Below are 19,611 nucleotides of genomic sequence, written 5' to 3'. Positions count from 1 at the left end.
CGGTGCGAATTTATCTGGTCGTATGGCTACGACCTGCAAAAAAACTGCCGTGTGGCCTGGTGAGAACTCTCCCGACCGGTTTATTTCTTACAAATGTAATAATTTATCGGTTATTTCAATATACTTGTCCTATTTTTGGCGCTTGTCCTGTAATAAACGTCTTTTTGGAACAAATACTGCACAGCCGTCTCTGGCGTGTGCTCTGTCGGAGCAGGTTTCTAAATTGTTGAATGTCGGGGTATTGGTGCTTGTGTTCGGCCGGGGAAATTAATTTTTCTGAAAAAATTCGAAAAATATTTTAATAAATACTTGCGCGGATCGTTTTTTCGGCTTATCTTTGCAGCGAAGTTTTAAGGTTCATTTAGGTTAGTAGTTTTAGGTTGGTGAGGAAACTGTGGAATCGGGACTGGCTCCGGATTCCGGGTTTCCTTTTTTTGTGCTTTCTTTTTTCCGTTTGCAATCCGCCTCTGTCGGTTGCGCCCGTTTTGCCTTTTTCCCGGGAATCGAGCGGAAATACGATCCAAAGTTTTAAAAATGAATGGTTTGCCTTCTGTCGGTACGTTCTGCCCCGATAAGAAATTGGTTTGCCAATGTTACCAAATTGTTAAATATATTTAAAATATTCATAAAATATTTGCATAACTCAATTTCTGCCCTTATCTTTGCGGTGAAGTTTTAAGGTTCATTTAGGTTAGTAGTTTTAGGTTGGTTGAGGAGATCGGCAGGTTGTGACGGATGATCCGTCACTAAGACTTGAAGGCGGTGCTCGCCTGACAAGTCGAATACCTCCGATTGACCCTCATTTTTGGAGGGGTTCTTCCCCCGCCAAAAAAAAGGTTCCCCGTCGTGATGACTCGGACCTTTTTTTCGTTTTGGGACCTGGGGGTTCGTACCGGGCGTCACTCGTTGCCCGGATCTTCTTCGTCGTCCAGCATGGCGCGGCTGATCGCCACTTCCACGCTCCCCAGGGCATAGCAGCCGATTTCATAGGGATTGTAGCAGAAGACGAATCCGTCGGGCGTGATGCGGAAGTTCTCCGTCGGGAGGATGTATTCCGGGAAGAATCCGGCCCGTGTGAGCGCTTCGTCGGTCGGAGCGTCGTACTGTCGTTCGATTTCGCGGCGGATCAACCCGCCGAGCCGTTCCATCTCTCCTGCGGTGAGGAGGTCGGCCAGCGAGAGTTCGAAGCCGTCGGTCAACGAATAGGTATGGCATTCGGTGCCGTACATCCCGTGTGCTCCTCCGGTGTACCCTGCACGGGTAATGACGCAGCAGAGAAGCGAATCCACGACCGAGATCTCCGATTCGGCCGAGATTTCGTATTCCGCACCGCCCGGACCGCTTCCCTCGGGGAGGTAGTTGGTCAGAATTTCGTTCAGGGCGGCTTCCGCTCCTTTTTCCGCCGTGCCGGAGAATGCTTCGAGTTGGAAGAAGTAGCCGATGTTGGCCTGTTCGATGGTTTCGAGTGCGGGGGAGTCCGACGCATTGCGGATCGTGGCGAAGCGGTAGTCGACCTGACAACTGGTTCCGTTCCGGGAAAGAAGCGTGTCGATGCATAGCGTGCCGAGTTGCGGGAGTGCGGGCCGCCTGGTGCATGCGGCCAGGCAGAGGAGACTCGCAAGAGGCAGAAAATGTCGGAGTTTCATGTCGAAAAATCGAATTGATCCATTCGTAAAGATAGGAAAAAAGCGGCTTCGGGCAAGAAATCCGGAAAAAAATCGCAGATTTTGTCGGAAAATTTTGGAGATTCAAAAGAAGGCGCTATCTTTGCACCACAAAACGCGACATGGTGGATTCATCTAAGGGTTAGGATACATGCCTCTCACGCATGACATAGGGGTTCGAATCCCCTATCCACTACAAGAAAAGCGATCGGAAACGATCGCTTTTTTCGTGTTTCCTGTGCGATGCGGAGCGTGGAACGGGATGCGGAGTCCGGAATCGGCCGGGAGTGGGTGCGGAGCGACGGCCGCAAATACGACGGCCGCCTGTTCAGGGCGGCCGTCGCGTCGGTTCATTGAGTTTGTTAGGTTGGTGGGTTATTTTTCGAGTTTCCCCTTGAAGCGGTCCAGCTGCCGTTTCAGGGCGTCGATCGCTTCGTCCACCGACTCCTCGAAGGCTTTCGACTGGTGGCAGGCGACCAGATCCTCTCCCGGCATGTGGAGCGTGATGGTTGCGATCTTGTTTCCTTTTTCGTGGTCTTTATCGAGTTTGAGAATGACCTCGGCTCCTGTCGAGCGCTCCGCAAAGCGGTCCAACTTCGCCATCTTGGCATTCACGAATTCGATCAGCCGTTTGTCGGCGTCGAATTTCACGGATTGAATCTGTACGTTCATAGCCTTACAGTTTATAAAATTAATCACTTGCCTCCCTTTTCGCGGGGATGGGCCTTCGCGTAAACCTCCCGGAGCCTGGCGATGCTGTTGTGGGTGTACACCTGGGTTGCCTGCAACGAGGCGTGGCCGAGGAGTTCCTGGATCTCTCGCATGTCGGCGCCTCCGTTCAGCAGATGGGTGGCGAACGTATGGCGGAGTACATGGGGACTTTTCTTACCCTGTACGCCGCCGCGGTCGAGTTCCGCTCTGACGATGCGGTAGACGGTGGTCCGGGATATTCGTTTGCCTTTGTGAGTTAAAAATAGGGCTTTTTCCGAAGATTTGCAAATATTTTGCCGTTCAATTAGTCCGAGATAGTGCGAAATTTTTTCCCGGACGGGTTCCAGAATCGGAACCAGCCGCTCCTTGTCACCCTTTCCGCGGATGCGCAGCGAGGAGCCGTCGTCGGAGAAGTCGTCGCGGTCGATGCCGATCAGCTCCGCAAGTCGCAGTCCGCAGGTGTAGAAGAGCAGGATGATGAGCGAGTCCCGTTCGCGGTCGAACTCTTCGGAGTCGAATCCGCACTCGTTGACGATGCGGCTCATGCGGCTTTCGGGGACGAAGGCCGGGAGTCGTCGGGCCGTTTTGAGCGACGAGACCGACTGCACGACGTTGTGCGTCACGACGCCCTGCACGAGGAGCCAGCGGAAGAACGAACGCAGCGACGAGACCTCGCGGTTCATCGATGCGGCGCCGATGCCGCCCTCTTCGGTGCGGTGGAGGATCCACGCCCGGATGTCGTCGGTCGTGGCGGTCTGCAACCCGGCGGGGGTGTCGGGGATTCCCGACCACGCCAGGAATTGCTCCACATCGTGGCGGTAATTGCGGATTGTGAGCGGCGAGTAACGCCGTTCGGCTTCGAGATATCGGATGAATTCGTCCAGCATCGAAGCAAAGATAGGGAAAAACCCGTATCTTTGTATGCAAAGAAGCCGAAGTTATGAAACAGCGATGGAAACCCGGCACGGTGCTTTATCCGTTGCCGTCGGTGTTGGTGAGTTGCGGGGCGACGCCCGAGGAGTACAATCTGCTGACTGTGGCGTGGACCGGGACGGTTTGTTCGGATCCGCCGATGTGCTATGTCTCGATCCGCCCCGAACGCCACTCATATGGGATTATCCGCCGCACGGGGGAGTTCGTCATCAACCTCACGACGCGTTCGCTGGCCCGAGCCACGGACTGGTGCGGCGTTCGCTCCGGGCGGGATTTCGACAAGTTCCGCGAGATGGGTCTGACGCCCGTTGCATCGGATCTTGTTGCGGCCCCCGTTGTCGAAGAGTCTCCCGTGAACATCGAATGCCGGGTCCGGCAGGTTGTGCCGCTCGGCAGCCATGACCTGTTTCTGGCCGAGGTGGTCGGCGTTCAGGTCGACGAGGCCTACCTCGATCCCGAGACGGGGCGTTTCTGCCTCGAACGCGCCGATCCGATCGTCTATTCCCACGGGGAGTATTTCGCCCTGGGCGATGCGCTGGGCCATTTCGGGTGGTCGGTGCGCAGGAAAAAACGTCCCGGAAGACGTTAGGCCCCGGTTGCGAACGAGTCGAAGGCCGGCTTCTCTCCGGATGGAAAGTTACGGGAGGATGCCGGCCCGGGGTTTGTCCGATTCCCAGGTCAGTACGACATCCCGGTCGGCCGACAATGCCAGAGAGAGAGTCCCGTCCCGTTCGGTCGTGAACGAGATGTTTGCCTGTGGAGTTCTGGCCCCTTCGGGAAGCCGGATGCGGATGTGCGAATCGCTGCCGCTGCGGATGATCAGTCGGCAGCCGTCGCTTTCCAGTCGGTCGAGCCAGCCGGTCGAGGAGAGAACACGGAGACCGCTTCCGTTATTCCCGACGACGAAGGCTTCCCGCGTGTCATCCGGTGCGGCAAATTGGAGATCGAGCCGGATTCCTTCGGCTTCGGTCGTGTAGGCATGATTCAAGACTCCGAGGACCTGTTGCGGATCGAGTTCGATGCGTTCGGAACAGGCGGCAGGCGAGCCGCTGAATGCGGTGTACAGTGCATATCCTTTTTCCGGAGCGGCTTGCAGGTAGTTCTCGGGAGAAGCTCCGATCCGGCCTGAAATCCGGAGGCGCCGGCCGGACGTATGTTTCAGAACACGGCGTGCCTTGTCGAGCATCTCCCGGATGTATTTCCGATCCGAAGCCGATGTGGTCGTCAGATTGCCCCAGAGTCCGTGCCCGGCTTGCAGAATCGTATTGATCTGGTATCTTTGGGCGCAGTAGGGGGCTTTGTTGTGCGGGTAGACCGCATAGGTGAAGAGCTCGGGCGGGAGCAGTTGTCCCATGGTGTTGATCGTGTTGCGCATGCTCTTTGTGCGGAACGTGGAGTAATCGCCGTAACCGGACGCGCCGTTGTTCATCCAGAAGAATTTACCCTCTTGCAGCGGCATGAGCCCGATCAGGGCCCGTTCCGGTTCCGTGAGGTCGATTTCGACCACGACATCCGGACAGTATGCGCGCAATTCCCGCATCAGTCGGGTTACATAGAAGGGCAGGAGGTAATTGTAACGGTCGATCCGATCCTTCCGACTGTGTTCCGTGCCGCCGTGTCCGAGTCCGGGCTGGGCGCTGTTGAGCGTATTGATTGCATCCCACTTGAAGAAGCGGATCCCCTGATCCGTCAGGCGTTTCAGATCGTCGAGCAGGCAGTCGTAGAACTCGCTTATCAGATCACAGGCGGGATAGTCCCATTGTGCGGCATAGGGCACACCGTTCCGGTCGCGGATGATCCATTCCGGATGCTCTTTGGCCCGATCCAGTGCGGGGTCAATGCCCAGCAGCGAGAGCCAGATGCCGGGTGTGATGCCGTGGCGGCGGAGCGAATCCACGAGTGGCGTCAGCCCGCGGGGCAGGCGTTCGGCATGCGGGCGCCAGTCGCCCATGGCCTGTTGCCAGCCGTCGTCGAAGATGAACAGATCGACTCCGGTTTCAGCCGCCAGTGTGATCTCCCGGGAGATTCTCGATTCGGTGAAGAGCTCTCTCATGTTCGGTGTGGAGTCACGCTGCATTCCCCACGTATTGTAATAGAATTGGGGCTCCCGGGAACGGGTGTTTTCCGTGATGCGGTGGAGCAGGTATTTCCGGATGGCATCGGCCGTGGTTTCATTCGCTTCCAAAACCGTCACCGTGGACCAGACGGTTTCGTAATCCGTATCGTGGGGAATCGCTTCGCCGTCGAGATATCCGCCCCGGCGGATATGCCATTCCAGGGTCCGGCAATCGTCGTGTTGGGCGACAGCCGTAGCAATGAACCACAGGTCGTCGTCGCTCATCGGGTCCATGGCGCCCTTCACCCCCTGGGAGGCATCCGTAAGAGTCGATACCGACTGTGGGCGGAGCATCGTTTCGCAATGATCCTGCGAGGCGTGTTCGTAGGAGGTGAGAATCCGGTGACGGCGGGTCGGGACGAGCAGAAAGGGCCCCTTGACCTCGCAGGAGTCCCCGTCGGAGAGGTTGTGTTTCCGGATATCGGGGTGGAACATGTGGCAAGTGGCCAGGTTGCGGTTCGGACGCCGATCGTCACTCCGTGCCGCATCGTAGTCGGGAAGCACCTCCCGGCCGTAGCTGCCGATGCGTATTTCGGTCGGGGCCCCTCCGTCTGCTTCCGTGAGCGTATAGCGGGGGAAAACGAATCGGTTGCGGCCGTCCATGTTCGTCAGCCGGAATTTCCCGGGACGGTCGGCCCGCAGCCGCAGCCGTTCGCGCAGGAAGATGCCGCTCGGGAAGTATTCCCGGTCGATCATGACGCGAAGTCCCCGCAGTTCCTTTCTTCCGGCAAAGGTATAGGTGACGATCGTTCCCTGATTGGAGAGCTTCTGCTCGGTGGTGGAAACATGATCCCAGAGCGGCATTTCGGAGTCGACCGTACGGCCGTTGACGGCAAACTCGAAGAGAGGTGCACCGACCGGTGCGAGCAGCTCGTTCCCGGAGTTTCTGTCAAGAAGCGATACGGCGCGGATACGCCCGTCGCAGGCCTGCAACGTGGCTGAAAAATCGTTGTTCCCGACTGTAAGCCGTTGTTCCCGGGCGTGGAGACTCCCGGCCGCAAGTATGCCTGGCAAAAGCAGGGCGCAGAGGATCCGTTTCATGGAGAGACTGTTTTTCTGTCGGCAAATGTAACGCGGACCTGCCCGGCAGATTATAATGATTGATTCAAACACTTATTTCTGCGATTCATTCTCCGTACTGTGGACCTGTGGGATGGCGTTTGTCTCCGTCGATCCGCCTTCGGGCTCTTTTTTACCCGAAGTTTCGGCGGCGTAGCGCGAGGGCGGAACGCCGTACTGCTTTCGGAACGAGGCCGAGAAATGGATCAAACTGTTGAATCCTGCGGCGGTCGCGACTTCCGAGACGCTCATCCGGGTCTCCCGCAACATCCTTGCAGCGAGATTCAACCGTACGGACTGGATGTATCGGGCCGGTGAAAGCCCCGTTGCCGCCATCAGTTTCCGGTAGAGGCTGGCCCGGCTCATGCCGATCCGCAGGCAGAGCGTGTCGAGGTTCAGTGTTGGATCTGCGATGTCGTGGTCGATGGCCTGGTTGAGCTGTTGCAGGAATTTGTCGTCGTCCGAATGGATCTCCACGCCGAGATTTTCCAGCGACAACTTTTGTCCGTAGAGTTCTTTGAGTTTTTCGCGCGAGGCAATGATGTTGCGAATTTTGAGGATCAGCGCCTGCATGTGGAACGGTTTCGTGATGTAATCGTCGGCCCCGAATTCGAGACCTTCCTTCATTTGTAGGACGAATTGCCGCGCCGTGAGCAGTACGATCGGAATGTGGGCCGTGCGGGAGTCGTGTTTGAGGTTGTAGCACATCTGCAAACCGTCCATGACGGGCATCATCACGTCGCTGATGATCAGCGACGGCATTTTTTCCAGGGCCAGCAACTGTCCCGTGCGGCCGTTGTCGGCCTCGATGACCTTCCAATAGGGCGACAACCGCCGATGAATATAGGTGCGGAGCTGGCGGTTGTCCTCGACAAGGAGGATCGTCACGTCGTTGCGCCGGTCGGCAGGAGTCTCCGTCGGTTTCGGCTCCGAAGCCGGGGCGTCGTCCGTGTAGCGTTCGAGCGTTTCGCTGTCGAGGTACCCGGAGATGATCTCTTCGGACCGGAAGTGGGCATTCCCACATGGGATGACCGCATGGAACGTACTGCCGTGCCCTTTTTCGGATTCTGCCCAGATGACGCCGTGGTGCATTTCGACAATTCCTTTGACCAGGGAGAGCCCGATGCCCGTTCCGATGCTCTTGATCTCCGAGACCCGGTAGAAGGGATCGAAGATCCGTTCCAGATCCCGGGGATCCATACCGATCCCATCGTCCGTGAGCGTAAGGTAAAGGTAGTTCTCCGCGCCGGGATAGAGCCCCGTGTCACGCTTGGCCCGGTTGGGGAGCTGCGATGCGTCGATCCGTTCGGCGGCGAGGGTGATGTGCCCTTCGTCGGGGGTGAACTTGAAGGCGTTGGACAGCAGGTTGAGCAGCACCTTCTCGAACAGCCATCGGTCGTACCAGAGCATCAATGGCCGTTCGGGGAACGAAAACCGATAGTCGATCCGATGCTTGCGGGCCTGATGGTTGAATGCGATGAAGATCTCCTCGGCGAATCCGGCGAAGTCCCCCTCGGCGACCTTCGGCGACATGGCGCCGGCCTCTTTGCGCCGCAGGTCCATGAGCTGGTTGATGACCAGCAGCATCCGCTTGGCGTTGGCGTACATCATTTGGAGCGATTCGTGGGTGGGCTCCTGCGGATGGTCGGGCGAAAGCATCTCTTCGAGGGGCGAAAGAATGAGGGTCAGCGGTGTCCGGAGTTCGTGTGCGAAGTTGGTGAAGAGTTCGATGCGGGCCTTGTAGAGTTCCTCGTGTTTCTGTTTGAGCATTACGTGCTGCCGCAGTCGTTGGCGTTCGCGGGCATAGCGGTAGATGAGCGTTGCGACCGTGGCCGCCAGCAGCAGATAGATCAGCACGGCCCACCAGCGGAGCCATGCGGGCGATGCGATCTCGATGTCGAGTCCGGCATCCTTCTCGCTCCAAATGCCGTCGTTGTTCGATCCTCGGACGCGGAAGTGATAATGTCCCGGAGCGAGATTGGCATAGTTCACCTCCCGGACCGAACCCACCTCCCGCCATTCGTTGTCGGCACCTTCGAGTTTGTAGGCGTAGGCGTTGCGTTCGGGATAGATGTAGTTCAGTGCGCGGAACGAGAAGGTGAGATTCCCTTCGTCGTGTTTCAGTCGCAGCACTTGGCCGAAATCCGGCCCGATCGGGCGGTTGTTCACCGAAACGGAGGTGATCACCACCGGTGGCGCATAGGTGTTGACTTGCAGGTCGTCGGGGTTGAAACTGACCATGCCGTTGTCGCCTCCGACCCAGATCGTGTTATCGGGAGTGACGAAGGCTGCGGCGGGCGAAAATTCCTGAACGCGGATTCCGCTCGAATGGTCGTAGGTGCGCAGGACACGATTTGTGGCGTCCAGTTCCGAGATACCCGTGCGGGTTACGATCCAGAGACGTCCCGAACGGTCCTCGACGACCGAACAGATCATGTCGTCGTGCAGTCCCTCCTTGTGCGTGAGCGTCGTGAAGCGCTCCGTTTCCGGGTCGAAGATGTTCAGCCCGCCGTCCGAGGTGCCGATCAGCACGCGCTTGCGGCTGTCCTCGAAAATCATCGTGATGCGGTTGCCCGAAACGGCATTGTCCAGATCCGATGTGTAGCGGTCCAGTTCCCCCGTCCGGCGATAGCGGTAAAGGCCCCGGCTGCGGGTTCCGATCCAGAGTGCGTCGTCCGTCGGGCAAAGCACCGATATCTGGGTGATGTTGACCGTCTGGCCTTCGGATGGCAGGTCCCGGTTTTCAATTCCCTTCGGGGAGAGGTATTTGAGCCCGTGGGAGGAGTAGGTTCCCAGCAGGAGCGTGTCGTTCATCTTCGCCAGCGAGTAGATGGCCGTATGCTCGGGATTGCGCACCATGCCGGTCCAGCGCCGGGTGCGGATGTCGAGCGTGTGGAGTTGTCCCGTGTAAAGTCCGACATAGAGCGTCGTTCCGTCCAGCAGCAGGGATTTGACGTTGTTGTCCTTGAACAGATCGCCGGAATCCGTCGTGCAGGGGTAGTAGTCGAATTGACGGGTTGCGACGTCGAAGCGCAGGATTCCGCCTGCGTCGGTTCCGATCCAGAGGACCTTGCCCGAAGGCTCGGCCACGATGGCACTCAATACGCCCGGGGTGTGGTTGCCGCGTCGGGGGTCATGGTAGGAGAACTGGCTGCTTTGGGCGTGTGCATAGTTGACGCCGCCGGCATAGGTCCCCACCCAAAGTGTCCGTGCGCGGTCGATGTAGACCGTTTCCACGGCGTAGTGTGAGAGACCTCCGTTCTCCTGCGACGTCTGGTTGTAGCTTTCGACGACGCCCTGATCCGGGTCGTAGATGCGAAGCCCGTCATATGTTCCCAGGACCAGACGCCCGTCCGATTGCACGGCCATGCTGCGGATCAGGTTGCTCCGGCGGTGCGAATCGTCGGCGATGATCGTGTGTTCGGTCATCGCTCCTGTCTCGGGATCCAGAATGCCGAGCGTGCCGGTGTTGGCGAAACTGATGTAGACAAGCCCTTCGGGGTCGGGATAGACGAGATTGACGGCCCGGTTACGGTCATCCCGGATGATATGACGGAGCGAGCCGTCGGGTGAGAGTTCGGCCAACCCCCGGTCATGGCCGATGTAGAGGTGTTCGCCGTCGCTTGCCAGACTGTAAATGCGTTGTGTGACCGTTTCGTAGCGGACGGCCTGTGCCGAAGGCTGCCCGTCCAGGTGGTAAAGGCCTTCGTAGGTTCCGATCCAGACACCGCCGTGTGTGTCGGGGCAGATGGCGTTGATTTCGTTGACGATTCCGGTGTGACGCTCCCGGTCGATGTAGTGGCGTGTAAAACGCCCCGTGCGCGGGTCGTAACGGTTTAATCCGTTGGCGGTGCCGATCCAGAGCCCCTCGCCTCGGGGATCGTCGGCCATGCAGCGAATGTAACTGTCACTGATCGAGGTCGTATCGTGGAGTTCGTGGCGGAATACACGGAATTCGTAGCCGTCATAGCGGTTCAGTCCGTCACGGGTTCCGAACCAGAGAAATCCTTCGGAATCCTGATGGATAGCGACGACGGACATCTGTGAAAGCCCGTCTGTCACCGACAGGTGGTCGAAACGGAGTCTCTGTGCAGACTGTCCGTATCCGTCGGTCAGAAGACCGATGACGGACGTCAGCAGACACGTGAATTTTCGGAGAGTGGCGTGGGAAAATGGCTTCATGGATCAAATATACGCATTTAATCGAGAATATCGCCCGGGAGTCGATGTGCTTCGGAGTCGGGTTGCGGGGTTGAAACGCTGGAATAAATCAATGAACGTTTCGATTAACCCCTGCCCGCGGATAATCCGTTTCTTTGCTTTCGGAAATCGACCCAAATCCTTTGCCATGAACATGAAACCGCTGTTGATTTTTTGCCTGGCCGTTCTGATCTCCTGGACGGGCTACGCTGCCGGAGATGAAACGTTGTTGCGCCGTGTCGCGGACAAGGTGCTTGCCGATTACCGGATCGCCTATACGGACCGGGCGTCCGGTAGGACCTATGCTTCCGTGGATGAGATTCCGGCCGGGGCCCGGGTCCGCATCGCCAGCAAATACATGGACTGGCATTACAGTCTGGGTGTTCTCAACATGGCTCTGTTGAAGATGGCGGACCGCTTCGGCGAGGAGCGGTATGCCGATTTTGTCGAGCAACAGATCGATTATGCACTCTCCGTTTACGACCGCTTCGGAGTTGAGGAGGGAGAAGATCACGAACCGTACCATTTTCTGCGCAAATTCAACGAACTGGACCATTGCGGGGCCGAATGCGCCGCCATGATCGAGCTCATGGCCCGTCGCCCGGAGAAAACCGCTGCTTACATGCCTTTTGTCACACGGGCGGCGGAGCATATCCGCCGTGTACAGGCGCGTTTCCCCGACGGTACGCTCGTGCGGACATGGCCCTATCGGCATACGCTTTGGGCTGACGATCTCTACATGGGGCTGTCGTTCATGTCGCGTTACGGAAGCCGGTTCGACGACCGCGAGATGTTGCGCGATGCCGCGCGTCAGGTCGAACGTTTCCACCACTATCTCTGGGATCCCGTGACGGAGCTGCTTTGGCATGGCTATTACGGAGACCTGAACCGTACGGCCGGAGCGCATTGGGGCCGTTGCAACGGATGGGTGATGCTGGCTACCTGTCAGCTGCTCGATCTCCTGCCGGCGGAGTTGTGCCGTCCGGTGCTGGATCTGCTCGAACGACAGATCGCGGGTGTGGCGAAGCGTCAGGCGGCTTCGGGGCTGTGGCGACAGGTGCTCGACCGTGAGGATTCCTACGAGGAGGGTTCCTGCTCGGCCATTTTTGTTTATTGTGTGGCGCATGCCGTTTGTGAGGGCTGGATCGACTCTCGTTATGCCACGGTAGCCCTGCGGGGTTGGGAGGGGCTCCGGCGGGAGAAGATCACGCCGGAAGGCGAGTTGCGCGACGTCTGCGTTGGCACGGGAATCGGCACCGACCTGCCGTTCTACTACAACCGTCCGAAGGTCGACGGCGAGACTCACGGTACGGGGCTGTTGTTGGAGGCCGGAATGGAGATCCTGCGGCTGAACGACAAATTGCAAAAATAGATCGAACTTAAATAATCCGAGGAATGAGAAAAATTTTGCTTTTGATCGGCCTGTCGTTGCTGATGCAGACCGTCGGTGCGATTCCGAAAGGGAAGATCCGTATCGAGATCACACCCGATCACACCGAAGACTGGTGTTATCAGGTCGGCGACAGTGTCGCCTATGATGTCGTTGTCACGGTGGACGGCAAACCGTTGGAGAATGCGTCGGTGAAGTATACCTTTGCCCGGGAGAAGATGCCGGCCTATGAGACCCGCGAAGCGGTGCTCCCGGAGGGGCGCATGCGGGTCCGGACCGCCGGCATGGAGTGTCCGGGTTTCCTGACCTGCCGTGTTTTTCTGCTTGATGAACAGGGACGAAGCGTCGCCAACGACCTTGCGCAGGCCGCATTCGAACCCGGGAAACTCCGTCCGATGACCTGGATGCCCGAGGATTTCGAGGCTTTCTGGGAGCAGGCCAAGGCCGAGAACGCGAAAATCCCGATGGCCCCCCGGGTCGAACGGGCCGAAGCGTGGTGTACGGAGACCGTCGATGTCTATTATGTCCGTTTGCAGAGCTTTCGGAAAGACAACTACGTCTACGGTTATGTCTCGGTGCCCAAATCCAAAGGTCCGCATCCGGCTGTGCTGTATGTACCGGGGGCAGGTGTAGCGAAGGTCAAACCTTCGACCTACATGGCTGAAAAGGGTGTGATCACGATGACGATCGGCATCCACGGCATTCCGCTCGACATGCCGGAGGAGAACTACGAAATTCTGAAAAACGGCGCTCTGCTGAATTATCAGTATGCGAACCTCGACAACCGCGACCAATATTATTACAAGCGGGTCTTCATGGGCTGCATCCGTGCGATCGACTATCTGTTCACCCGTCCGGAGTTCGACGGTGAGCGGATGATGGTCTCGGGCGGCAGCCAGGGCGGCGGACTGTCGATCATCACCACGGCGCTCGATCCGCGCGTGAAGTATTTCGTCTGCTTCTATCCGGCGCTGTGCGACCACATGGGCTACCTTTATGACCGGGCCGGCGGCTGGCCCCACATGTTCGACCGGGTAAGGCCCTACTACCGGACTCCGGACCGCATTCTCAATTCGCGGTATTACGATGCGGCGAATTTCGCACGGCTGATCCGGGTGCCGGGATTCTTCTCGTGGGGATACAACGACCTGTCGTGTCCCATTACCTCGATGTACTCGGCCTACAACGTCGTGACGGCTCCCAAGGTGCTGGAACTCGAATTGCGGAACGGACATCGGCGCAGCGACCGTCAGAACCGGTTGGCCGATGCCTGGATGTTGCGCCAATTTTTCGGGGAGCGATGATCCGTTCGGCTGCCGCTCTACTGCTGATCTCCGTATGGCTTTTACGGAGCGGTTCGCCATTTTTTTGTTTCGTTGAATCCAATTCTCAACCGACCATGAACTTTTTGCAAAAAATCTGCTGTCTGGCAGCTCCCGTCGTGCTGTTGAGCGCCTGCTCGACCGACGAGCCCCATTTCAATTATCCCGAGCCGGAACCGACCGATCGGATCTGGCATCCGATGCTCTTCTTCAACTATTGGGAGGGTGAACAGTTGAAAACGGCGATCAGTTCGACCCTGTTGACCCAATGGACCCGCTTCAAGGCGGTGGCCGATGACAAGGTGCGCCGCAATCCGCCTGCCTACAAGGATGACGAGGGCGAACAACTCTGGCAGCGCGATGTCGGGAATACGATTTCGACACTGGCCGTCGCCGGATATCTGACCGGGGATACGGATTATTTCGAGGCGGCCGAACGCTGGGCGCTGGCGGCCTGCGACTATCCCACATGGGGCATGGACGGCACTTCCGACGGCTCCGAATACGGACTTCCTTACGGGCACCAGCTGCTGGGACTGGCCATGCTTTACGACTATGGACAGAATTTTCTGGACGAGGCGACACTCACCACGTTGCGGCAAACGATGATCTCCCGCGTGGAACGGCAATATGCGGCTTACAAGGAGTATGAAAAGGCCTATATCCAAAACCATACGTGGATCAATACCTGCGGAATGCTGGCTGCGGCGCTCGTTCTGCGGAACGACACGCCGAAGGCACAGGAGTGGATCGATTATACGCAGGAGATTCTCGACAAAACGTCCCGGTTGCTGTCTCCCGACGGAGCAAGCCAGGAGGGCCCCGGGTATTGGCAGTATGGCATGGAGTTCCTGATGATGGCCTTCGATCTGTCGCACGACGTGGGGAACGATTTCTACAAGAACAGCACGTGGTGGGAGAATACCGCTGCTTACGGACGGTTCATGACTCTCCCGGCCGATCATTGTACGACCGAATCCAGCCTGGTCGACTGGGCCGATTCGCCGCGTTATTCGTGGTATGGCCCCGAGCATCTCTACCGTCGTCTGGCCGGACTCAACCATCATGCGTTGACGCAGTATGCCGCCGATCAGGCCCGGCGTTACGATGTCAGCTCGTCGTGGCTCAATCTGATCTGGTACGACGATTCGGTGTCGTCCGTTCTGCTGCCGACGACGCCGACGTTCCGCCATTTCGAGAACATGGGACTTGTGGCCTCGCGTACGGACTGGTCGGGTGACGAGTCGTTGCTCGTGTTCCGGAGCGGAGCTCCGCTGGGGCGGTTCGCCGAACAGCAGCCCGAAGGCTCCTATGTTTCGGGGGATATGGGCCATATCCATCCGGATGCCAACCACTTCATCATCTACGCCAACGGCGAGTATATCCTGCGCAACAACGGATATGTCAAGCGAGTGACCAAATATCACAACACGCTGTTGGTGAACGGTCTGGGACAGTGGGGCGAGGTGCGTACCTGGTTTACGCCGTGGCCCTTGACGCCGTCGCGCGACGCGAAGATTGTGGAGGCCGTTTCGGAAGCGGGAGTGGATCGCATCACGGGTGACGCCTCGGCCTGCTACCTCGATGACGCCGGTGTCGAGCGGTTTGTCCGGAAACTGATCTGGATCAAGGAGCAGAATGTGGTGATCGTGTGCGATGACGTGGAACTTGCCGCATCGGGGCGTATCGAGCTGCGCTTTTTTCCGGAGCATGCGCTGTCTGCCGTCAGCGGAGCGGCTGTGGCCGGGGCGACGACGGCCCGCAATTCGATCCGGATGGAGAATCTGACTCCCGCGGTGTCAGCCATGTCGCTGGGCGAGGAATTCATTGAGGAACGCAGTTCTTCGGCGGGAGAGAAGCGCCCGATGGTCACGATTTCGGCCGAAGCCGCCTCTCTGCATCAGGTGACGGCGTTCAGCTGGGCGGCACTTCCTGCGGTGGCCCCGGTTGTGACCTATGATGCTGCATCCGCAACGGTTACCGTTGATGGCCGGACCTACGCCTTGTAGGTCCGGATCCCGGTCGGAAAGTCCTGAACGGAGTTTGAATCATTTCATTAAGGATTTGAATCGCACGGATAAGAACTCCATGCTGTAAATGGCTACCTTGCATGATAGGAGCCCCGACGAATGGAAAGACCAACTAAACGAAGACCCAATATGAAAAGACTTTTACTTTTGATTCTCTCCGGTTTGATGTTGGCGTCGTGCAACGACGAGGAGAAAATCATCGGATCGGAACGTACGTTTGTCGTGAAGTCCACGACGACCGACTGGCCCCGGAATACCTACAAGGCCATTACGCGGACCTATGAGGTGACGGCGTCCGGTGCCGGGAACGGCTGGACGGCCTCGCTGCTCGACGGACAGCAGGGTTTTGTCCTTGAAACGAACCCGGCGGCAAATACCTTTACCGTCTCGATCGGCGAGAACACGGGCAAGGTCAATCTCGAAGACTATGTGTGTGTAACCTATTCCGGAGAGATGATTTATATCCCGCTGCTCCAAATCTCGAACTATTTCTCCGTCAGTCCGGGGGCGGATCTCGGAGGCGGTATCTATAAATATACGGTTGCGGATGACGGCACTTCTACCTATACGGGGACCATTGCCAATCCCGGGACGGGAACCGTTTCGGTGACCTATGTCAGCGGTTCGGAGGTCTTCACGCCGGTGCTCGAACCTGCCGAGAAACCGACGTCGCTGCGTTTTACGGCTCCGGCCAACGTGACGTTCTTCCCCAACGAGGCGATTTATGCCGTTGCCGTGTCGGACAAGCCCGACCAGACGGTTCAGATTACCGTCTATCAGCCGGGGCTGGAGGTCCCGATGGGCGCTCTTCCCGATGCCGGGGCGCCGGGCGGCTATTACTATCCGCTGGTCTGCGGAATCGACGTGGCGGGCGTGAATATCCCGGTTAAAGAAACGGACACGTGGAACGATATTTTCGATCCCGACCTGATGCTTGAACAGACCGGCACTTCGGTCAATCAGACGGCTCCCGTCAATCCGTGCCCCGAGGGTTGGAATGCTCCCACCGAGGCTCAGATGCGGCGGATCATCGAAGCGGAAAACTGGACATGGAACAAGGATGCGGATGCCACGGGACCCGATTATTTCTATTGGAACATGCGGGACGGCGGACGGAGTGACTGCGAGATCTTCGGAGCCACCCGTACGAATCCCGAAATCCGCCCGTGGTCGTGTGAAACGCGCGGCAATGCGCAGCCGCAGGCCTGGCGTTTACAGATCAACCGCAGTTCCTCTGCAAAGTTGTCTATTTCGAGTGCCGGACGTACGACGGTGATGGGGTCCGGAAACTATTCCTATATCGTGCGCTGTGTCCGTGAAGGAGAATAATGGGAGCCATGTTGTGTCGACTGCGTAATTTGTTGCTCGGTCTGCTGACGGGTGTGTTGCCCGCGGTGGTGGCGGCCCGCGACGGCTTCCCGCTGGTGCGGAACGGCCGGTCGGCTCCGGTTTGCTGCCCGGGCGGGGAGGAGGCGGTCGTGCGGACGGCGCTGGCGATCTATGCCGCGGATGCGGAGCGGGTGACCGGCAATCCGCTCGAATCCCGCCGCTCCGTGGCGGACGGGACGGTCGTCGTGGGGACGCTCTCCGGGCGGGAAGGGCTCGATTCGTTGGCCGAAGCCTGGGGTGTTCCGACCGCCGATCTCGCAGGACGTTGGGAGGCGTTCCGCCTGTGCGAAGCCGTCCGGAACGGACAGCGGGTGCTGTTCGTCGTGGGGAGCGATCCGCGGGGAACCGCTTACGGCGTGCTGGAACTCTCCCGGCTGTTGGGCGTTTCGCCCTGGGAGTGGTGGGCTGACGTGACACCCCGCCCGCTCCGGGATCTGACGCTGCCGGCCGATTACGACCGTTCGGAAGCGCCGTCGGTCCGCTATCGGGGTATCTTTCTCAACGACGAAGACTGGGGCCTCGATCCCTGGGGGACCCGTTACGAGGGGAGCGATGTCGCCGGAGAGCTCGGCCCGAAGACCTATTCCCGGATTTTCGAACTGCTGCTGCGCCTGCGGGCCAATACGATTTGGCCGGCGATGCACGCCTCGACGGTGGCGTTTTACCGGGTCCCGGGAAACCGCGAGGCGGCCGAACGTTATGGAATCGTCGTCGGAACGTCGCATTGCGAGCCCATGATGCGCAACAACGTCGGGGAGTGGGACGAAACCCGCTTCGGCGCCTATGACTTTGCCTCGAATCGGACCGGAGTGCTTCGCTACTGGCGGGATCGGGTGCGGGAGGTGGCCCGGGATGAAAATATCTTTACGTTGGGCATGCGGGGCGTGCACGACGGGGAGATGGCCGGTGCGGAGACGCTCGATGAACAGACGGCATTGACCAACGAGGTGATCCGGGCCCAGCGCCGCATGCTGGCGGAGGAGCTGCACCGCCCGGTCACGGTAATCCCGCAAATTTTCGTTCCCTACAAGGAGGTCCTCGATATCTACAACAACGGCGTGGAGGTGCCCGACGACGTGACGCTGATGTGGTGCGATGACAATTACGGCTATATCACCCGTCTGTCGAATGCCGCGGAGCGGGCCCGCAACGGCGGAGCCGGCGTCTACTACCATGTGTCGTATTATGGAAAGCCGCACGACTATCTGTGGCTCACGACTTCGCAGCCGGCTCTGATGGTTGCCGAGATGCAGCGTGCGTGGGAGTACGGCGCCCGGAAGATCTGGATCCTGAATGTCGGAGACCTGAAACCGGCGGAATACCATACGGAGCTCTTCCTCGATATGGCCTGGCGAATTGATGCTGTGACTACGGAGACGGTCGGAGCACACCGGCAGCGCTGGCTGGCCCGGGAGTTCGGCGAAGAGGTGGCTCCGGAAGCCTTTGCGTTGTTGCAGGAGCATTATCGGCTGGCGGCGGAGCGCAAGCCCGAACACATGGGATGGAGCCGGATCCAGCAGCCGGGGGTCAAGGGCGGTATTACGCCCGTTGCCGATACGGAATTCGATTCGTTCGGCCGGGAGGGATTCGCCCGTCTGGAAGCCTACGGGCGATTGCAGGCTGCGGTGCGGCGGTTGGCGGAACGACTCCCGGCCGACCGGCAGGATGCCTGGTTCGAATTGGTCCGCTATCCGGTCGAGGGGGCTGCGCTGATGAATAAAAAGTGGCTCTGCGCACAATATGCCCGCCGTTATGCGGCCGAAGGATTGGCTGCCGGCGCGGAGTATGCCGCTGCATCCCGACAGGCCTACGATTCGATCCGCCTGTTGACCGATCGTTACAACCGGGAGACGGCCGGCGGAAAATGGCGCGACATGATGTCCATGACGCCGCGGAATCTGCCGGTCTTTGCAGCCCCTGCATTCGGGGAGTTTCCAATGGAAACCCGTTCGCTGTTGTGGGTGGAGGGCGCCGCTGCTCCGGTTTCTTCCGATATGGTCCGTTTGCCGCGATTCGTCCGCTCGGCAGGCAACGAAGTGGCGATTCACCTCTTTTCATCCTCCGATGCCGCGATCGGTTCGATGCCGACATGGATCGATATGGAGCGGGTGCGGATGACTCCTTCGCACGAACGGTTGGTGCTGCGGGCCGATTTCTCACGCAAGGCCCGTTCGGGGGACTCCTTTACCATCCGCTTGGGAGAACGGACCTGTCGTTTTGTCGTGGAATGCGAGGATGACTCCGGCATGCCGGGCGTTCCCATGGTAGCCGGAGTCGCAGCGGTGGCCGGCGCCGGTTACGACCGGGCTGACGGTGCGGTGTGCATCGAAGGACTGGGACAGAGTGGCCGGGTCGTACACCTTGAAAAGGGTTGCCGGGCCGAGTATCTGCTCCGCAGCGACCGCACCGGCGCGACCTCCGTCATCATCTGCTTCCTGCCGCAGCATCCTGCCGTGTCGAAAACGCTCCGTTTCCGCCTGACGGTCGACGGCGAGGAGCGTGGGGTCTTCGACATCCGGGAGACCTTCGGTGAAGAGTCCTGGAAGGTCAATGTCCTGCGCAATCAGGCGCGGTGCAGCCTGCGGACGGACCTCGCCGCAGGCCTCCACCGGATCGGGATCGAACCGCTCGACGAAGCGATGATCCTCGACGGAGTCGCCCTTGACCGCACGGAGCGCACACCCTATGTTTTCGACGGATTCACCAGATGACAAATCTATTTGTAAAACCTTTAACACCAATAATATGAAGAACTTTTTACTTCGAAGGACAAATACCCGTTTCCCCGGAGTGCCGC

At 58.7% G+C, this 19,611-nt stretch carries 11 protein-coding genes and 1 tRNA gene; 7 read left to right on the top strand and 5 right to left on the bottom strand.

What is annotated here, in order from left to right; all coding sequences use genetic code 11:
- Positions 1-899: 899 nt before the first annotated feature.
- Entirely contained in the window at positions 900-1,646 is a 747-nt protein-coding gene (locus tag B5G16_RS08560; RefSeq protein WP_087263277.1) for a DUF3298 and DUF4163 domain-containing protein, read from the bottom strand.
- Positions 1,647-1,788: 142 nt separating this feature from the next.
- Here B5G16_RS08560 and B5G16_RS08555 point away from each other — a divergent pair.
- Positions 1,789-1,860, top strand: a tRNA-Glu gene (locus tag B5G16_RS08555).
- Between the two features lie 179 nt (positions 1,861-2,039).
- Here B5G16_RS08555 and hpf read toward each other — a convergent pair.
- Together hpf and B5G16_RS08545 are read right to left on the bottom strand one after the other, a co-directional pair.
- Positions 2,040-2,336, bottom strand: coding sequence for a ribosome hibernation-promoting factor, HPF/YfiA family (hpf, locus tag B5G16_RS08550; RefSeq protein ID WP_087263273.1), 297 nt, complete (start codon positions 2,334-2,336; stop codon positions 2,040-2,042).
- Between the two features lie 23 nt (positions 2,337-2,359).
- Positions 2,360-3,262 carry a tyrosine-type recombinase/integrase gene (locus B5G16_RS08545; protein WP_087263271.1) on the bottom strand — a complete coding sequence of 301 codons (903 nt, stop codon included), beginning with the start codon at positions 3,260-3,262 and terminating at the stop codon, positions 2,360-2,362.
- Positions 3,263-3,315: 53 nt separating this feature from the next.
- On the opposite strand from B5G16_RS08545, the gene B5G16_RS08540 reads away from it, so the two are divergent.
- On the top strand, positions 3,316-3,897 hold the full coding sequence (locus tag B5G16_RS08540) for a flavin reductase family protein (protein ID WP_087263269.1): 582 nt from the start codon (positions 3,316-3,318) through the stop codon (positions 3,895-3,897).
- Between the two features lie 48 nt (positions 3,898-3,945).
- On the opposite strand, the gene B5G16_RS08535 is transcribed toward B5G16_RS08540, so the two are convergent.
- Both B5G16_RS08535 and B5G16_RS08530 read right to left on the bottom strand, forming a co-directional pair.
- Positions 3,946-6,465, bottom strand: a complete 2,520-nt coding sequence (locus B5G16_RS08535) for an alpha-galactosidase (RefSeq protein ID WP_087263266.1) — start codon at positions 6,463-6,465, stop codon at positions 3,946-3,948.
- 72 nt (positions 6,466-6,537) lie between these two features.
- A complete protein-coding gene (locus tag B5G16_RS08530; RefSeq protein ID WP_087263264.1) occupies positions 6,538-10,665 on the bottom strand; it encodes a hybrid sensor histidine kinase/response regulator transcription factor in 4,128 nt (1,375 codons plus the stop codon).
- Positions 10,666-10,831: 166 nt separating this feature from the next.
- Here B5G16_RS08530 and B5G16_RS08525 point away from each other — a divergent pair, with 166 nt between their 5' ends.
- From B5G16_RS08525 to B5G16_RS08505, 5 genes are all read left to right on the top strand, one after another.
- Positions 10,832-12,055 (top strand): glycoside hydrolase family 88/105 protein, encoded by a 1,224-nt coding sequence (locus tag B5G16_RS08525; protein ID WP_162612047.1) that lies wholly within the window; start codon positions 10,832-10,834, stop codon positions 12,053-12,055.
- Positions 12,056-12,078: 23 nt separating this feature from the next.
- Positions 12,079-13,377, top strand: a complete 1,299-nt coding sequence (locus B5G16_RS08520) for an acetylxylan esterase (protein ID WP_087263262.1) — start codon at positions 12,079-12,081, stop codon at positions 13,375-13,377.
- 95 nt (positions 13,378-13,472) lie between these two features.
- Positions 13,473-15,404 (top strand): DUF4962 domain-containing protein, encoded by a 1,932-nt coding sequence (locus B5G16_RS08515; RefSeq protein ID WP_162612046.1) that lies wholly within the window; start codon positions 13,473-13,475, stop codon positions 15,402-15,404.
- Between the two features lie 150 nt (positions 15,405-15,554).
- Positions 15,555-16,754, top strand: a complete 1,200-nt coding sequence (locus B5G16_RS08510) for a hypothetical protein (RefSeq protein WP_143260854.1) — start codon at positions 15,555-15,557, stop codon at positions 16,752-16,754.
- Between the two features lie 8 nt (positions 16,755-16,762).
- On the top strand, positions 16,763-19,525 hold the full coding sequence (locus tag B5G16_RS08505) for a glycosyl hydrolase 115 family protein (RefSeq protein WP_143260853.1): 2,763 nt from the start codon (positions 16,763-16,765) through the stop codon (positions 19,523-19,525).
- Positions 19,526-19,611 lie beyond the last annotated feature (86 nt).

Origin of the sequence: Alistipes sp. An66, assembly GCF_002161445.1 — a bacterium.
Taxonomy (GTDB): domain Bacteria; phylum Bacteroidota; class Bacteroidia; order Bacteroidales; family Rikenellaceae; genus Alistipes; species Alistipes cottocaccae.
Note: the sequence above shows the minus strand (reverse complement) of the source record. Positions and strands in the feature narration are given on the sequence as shown.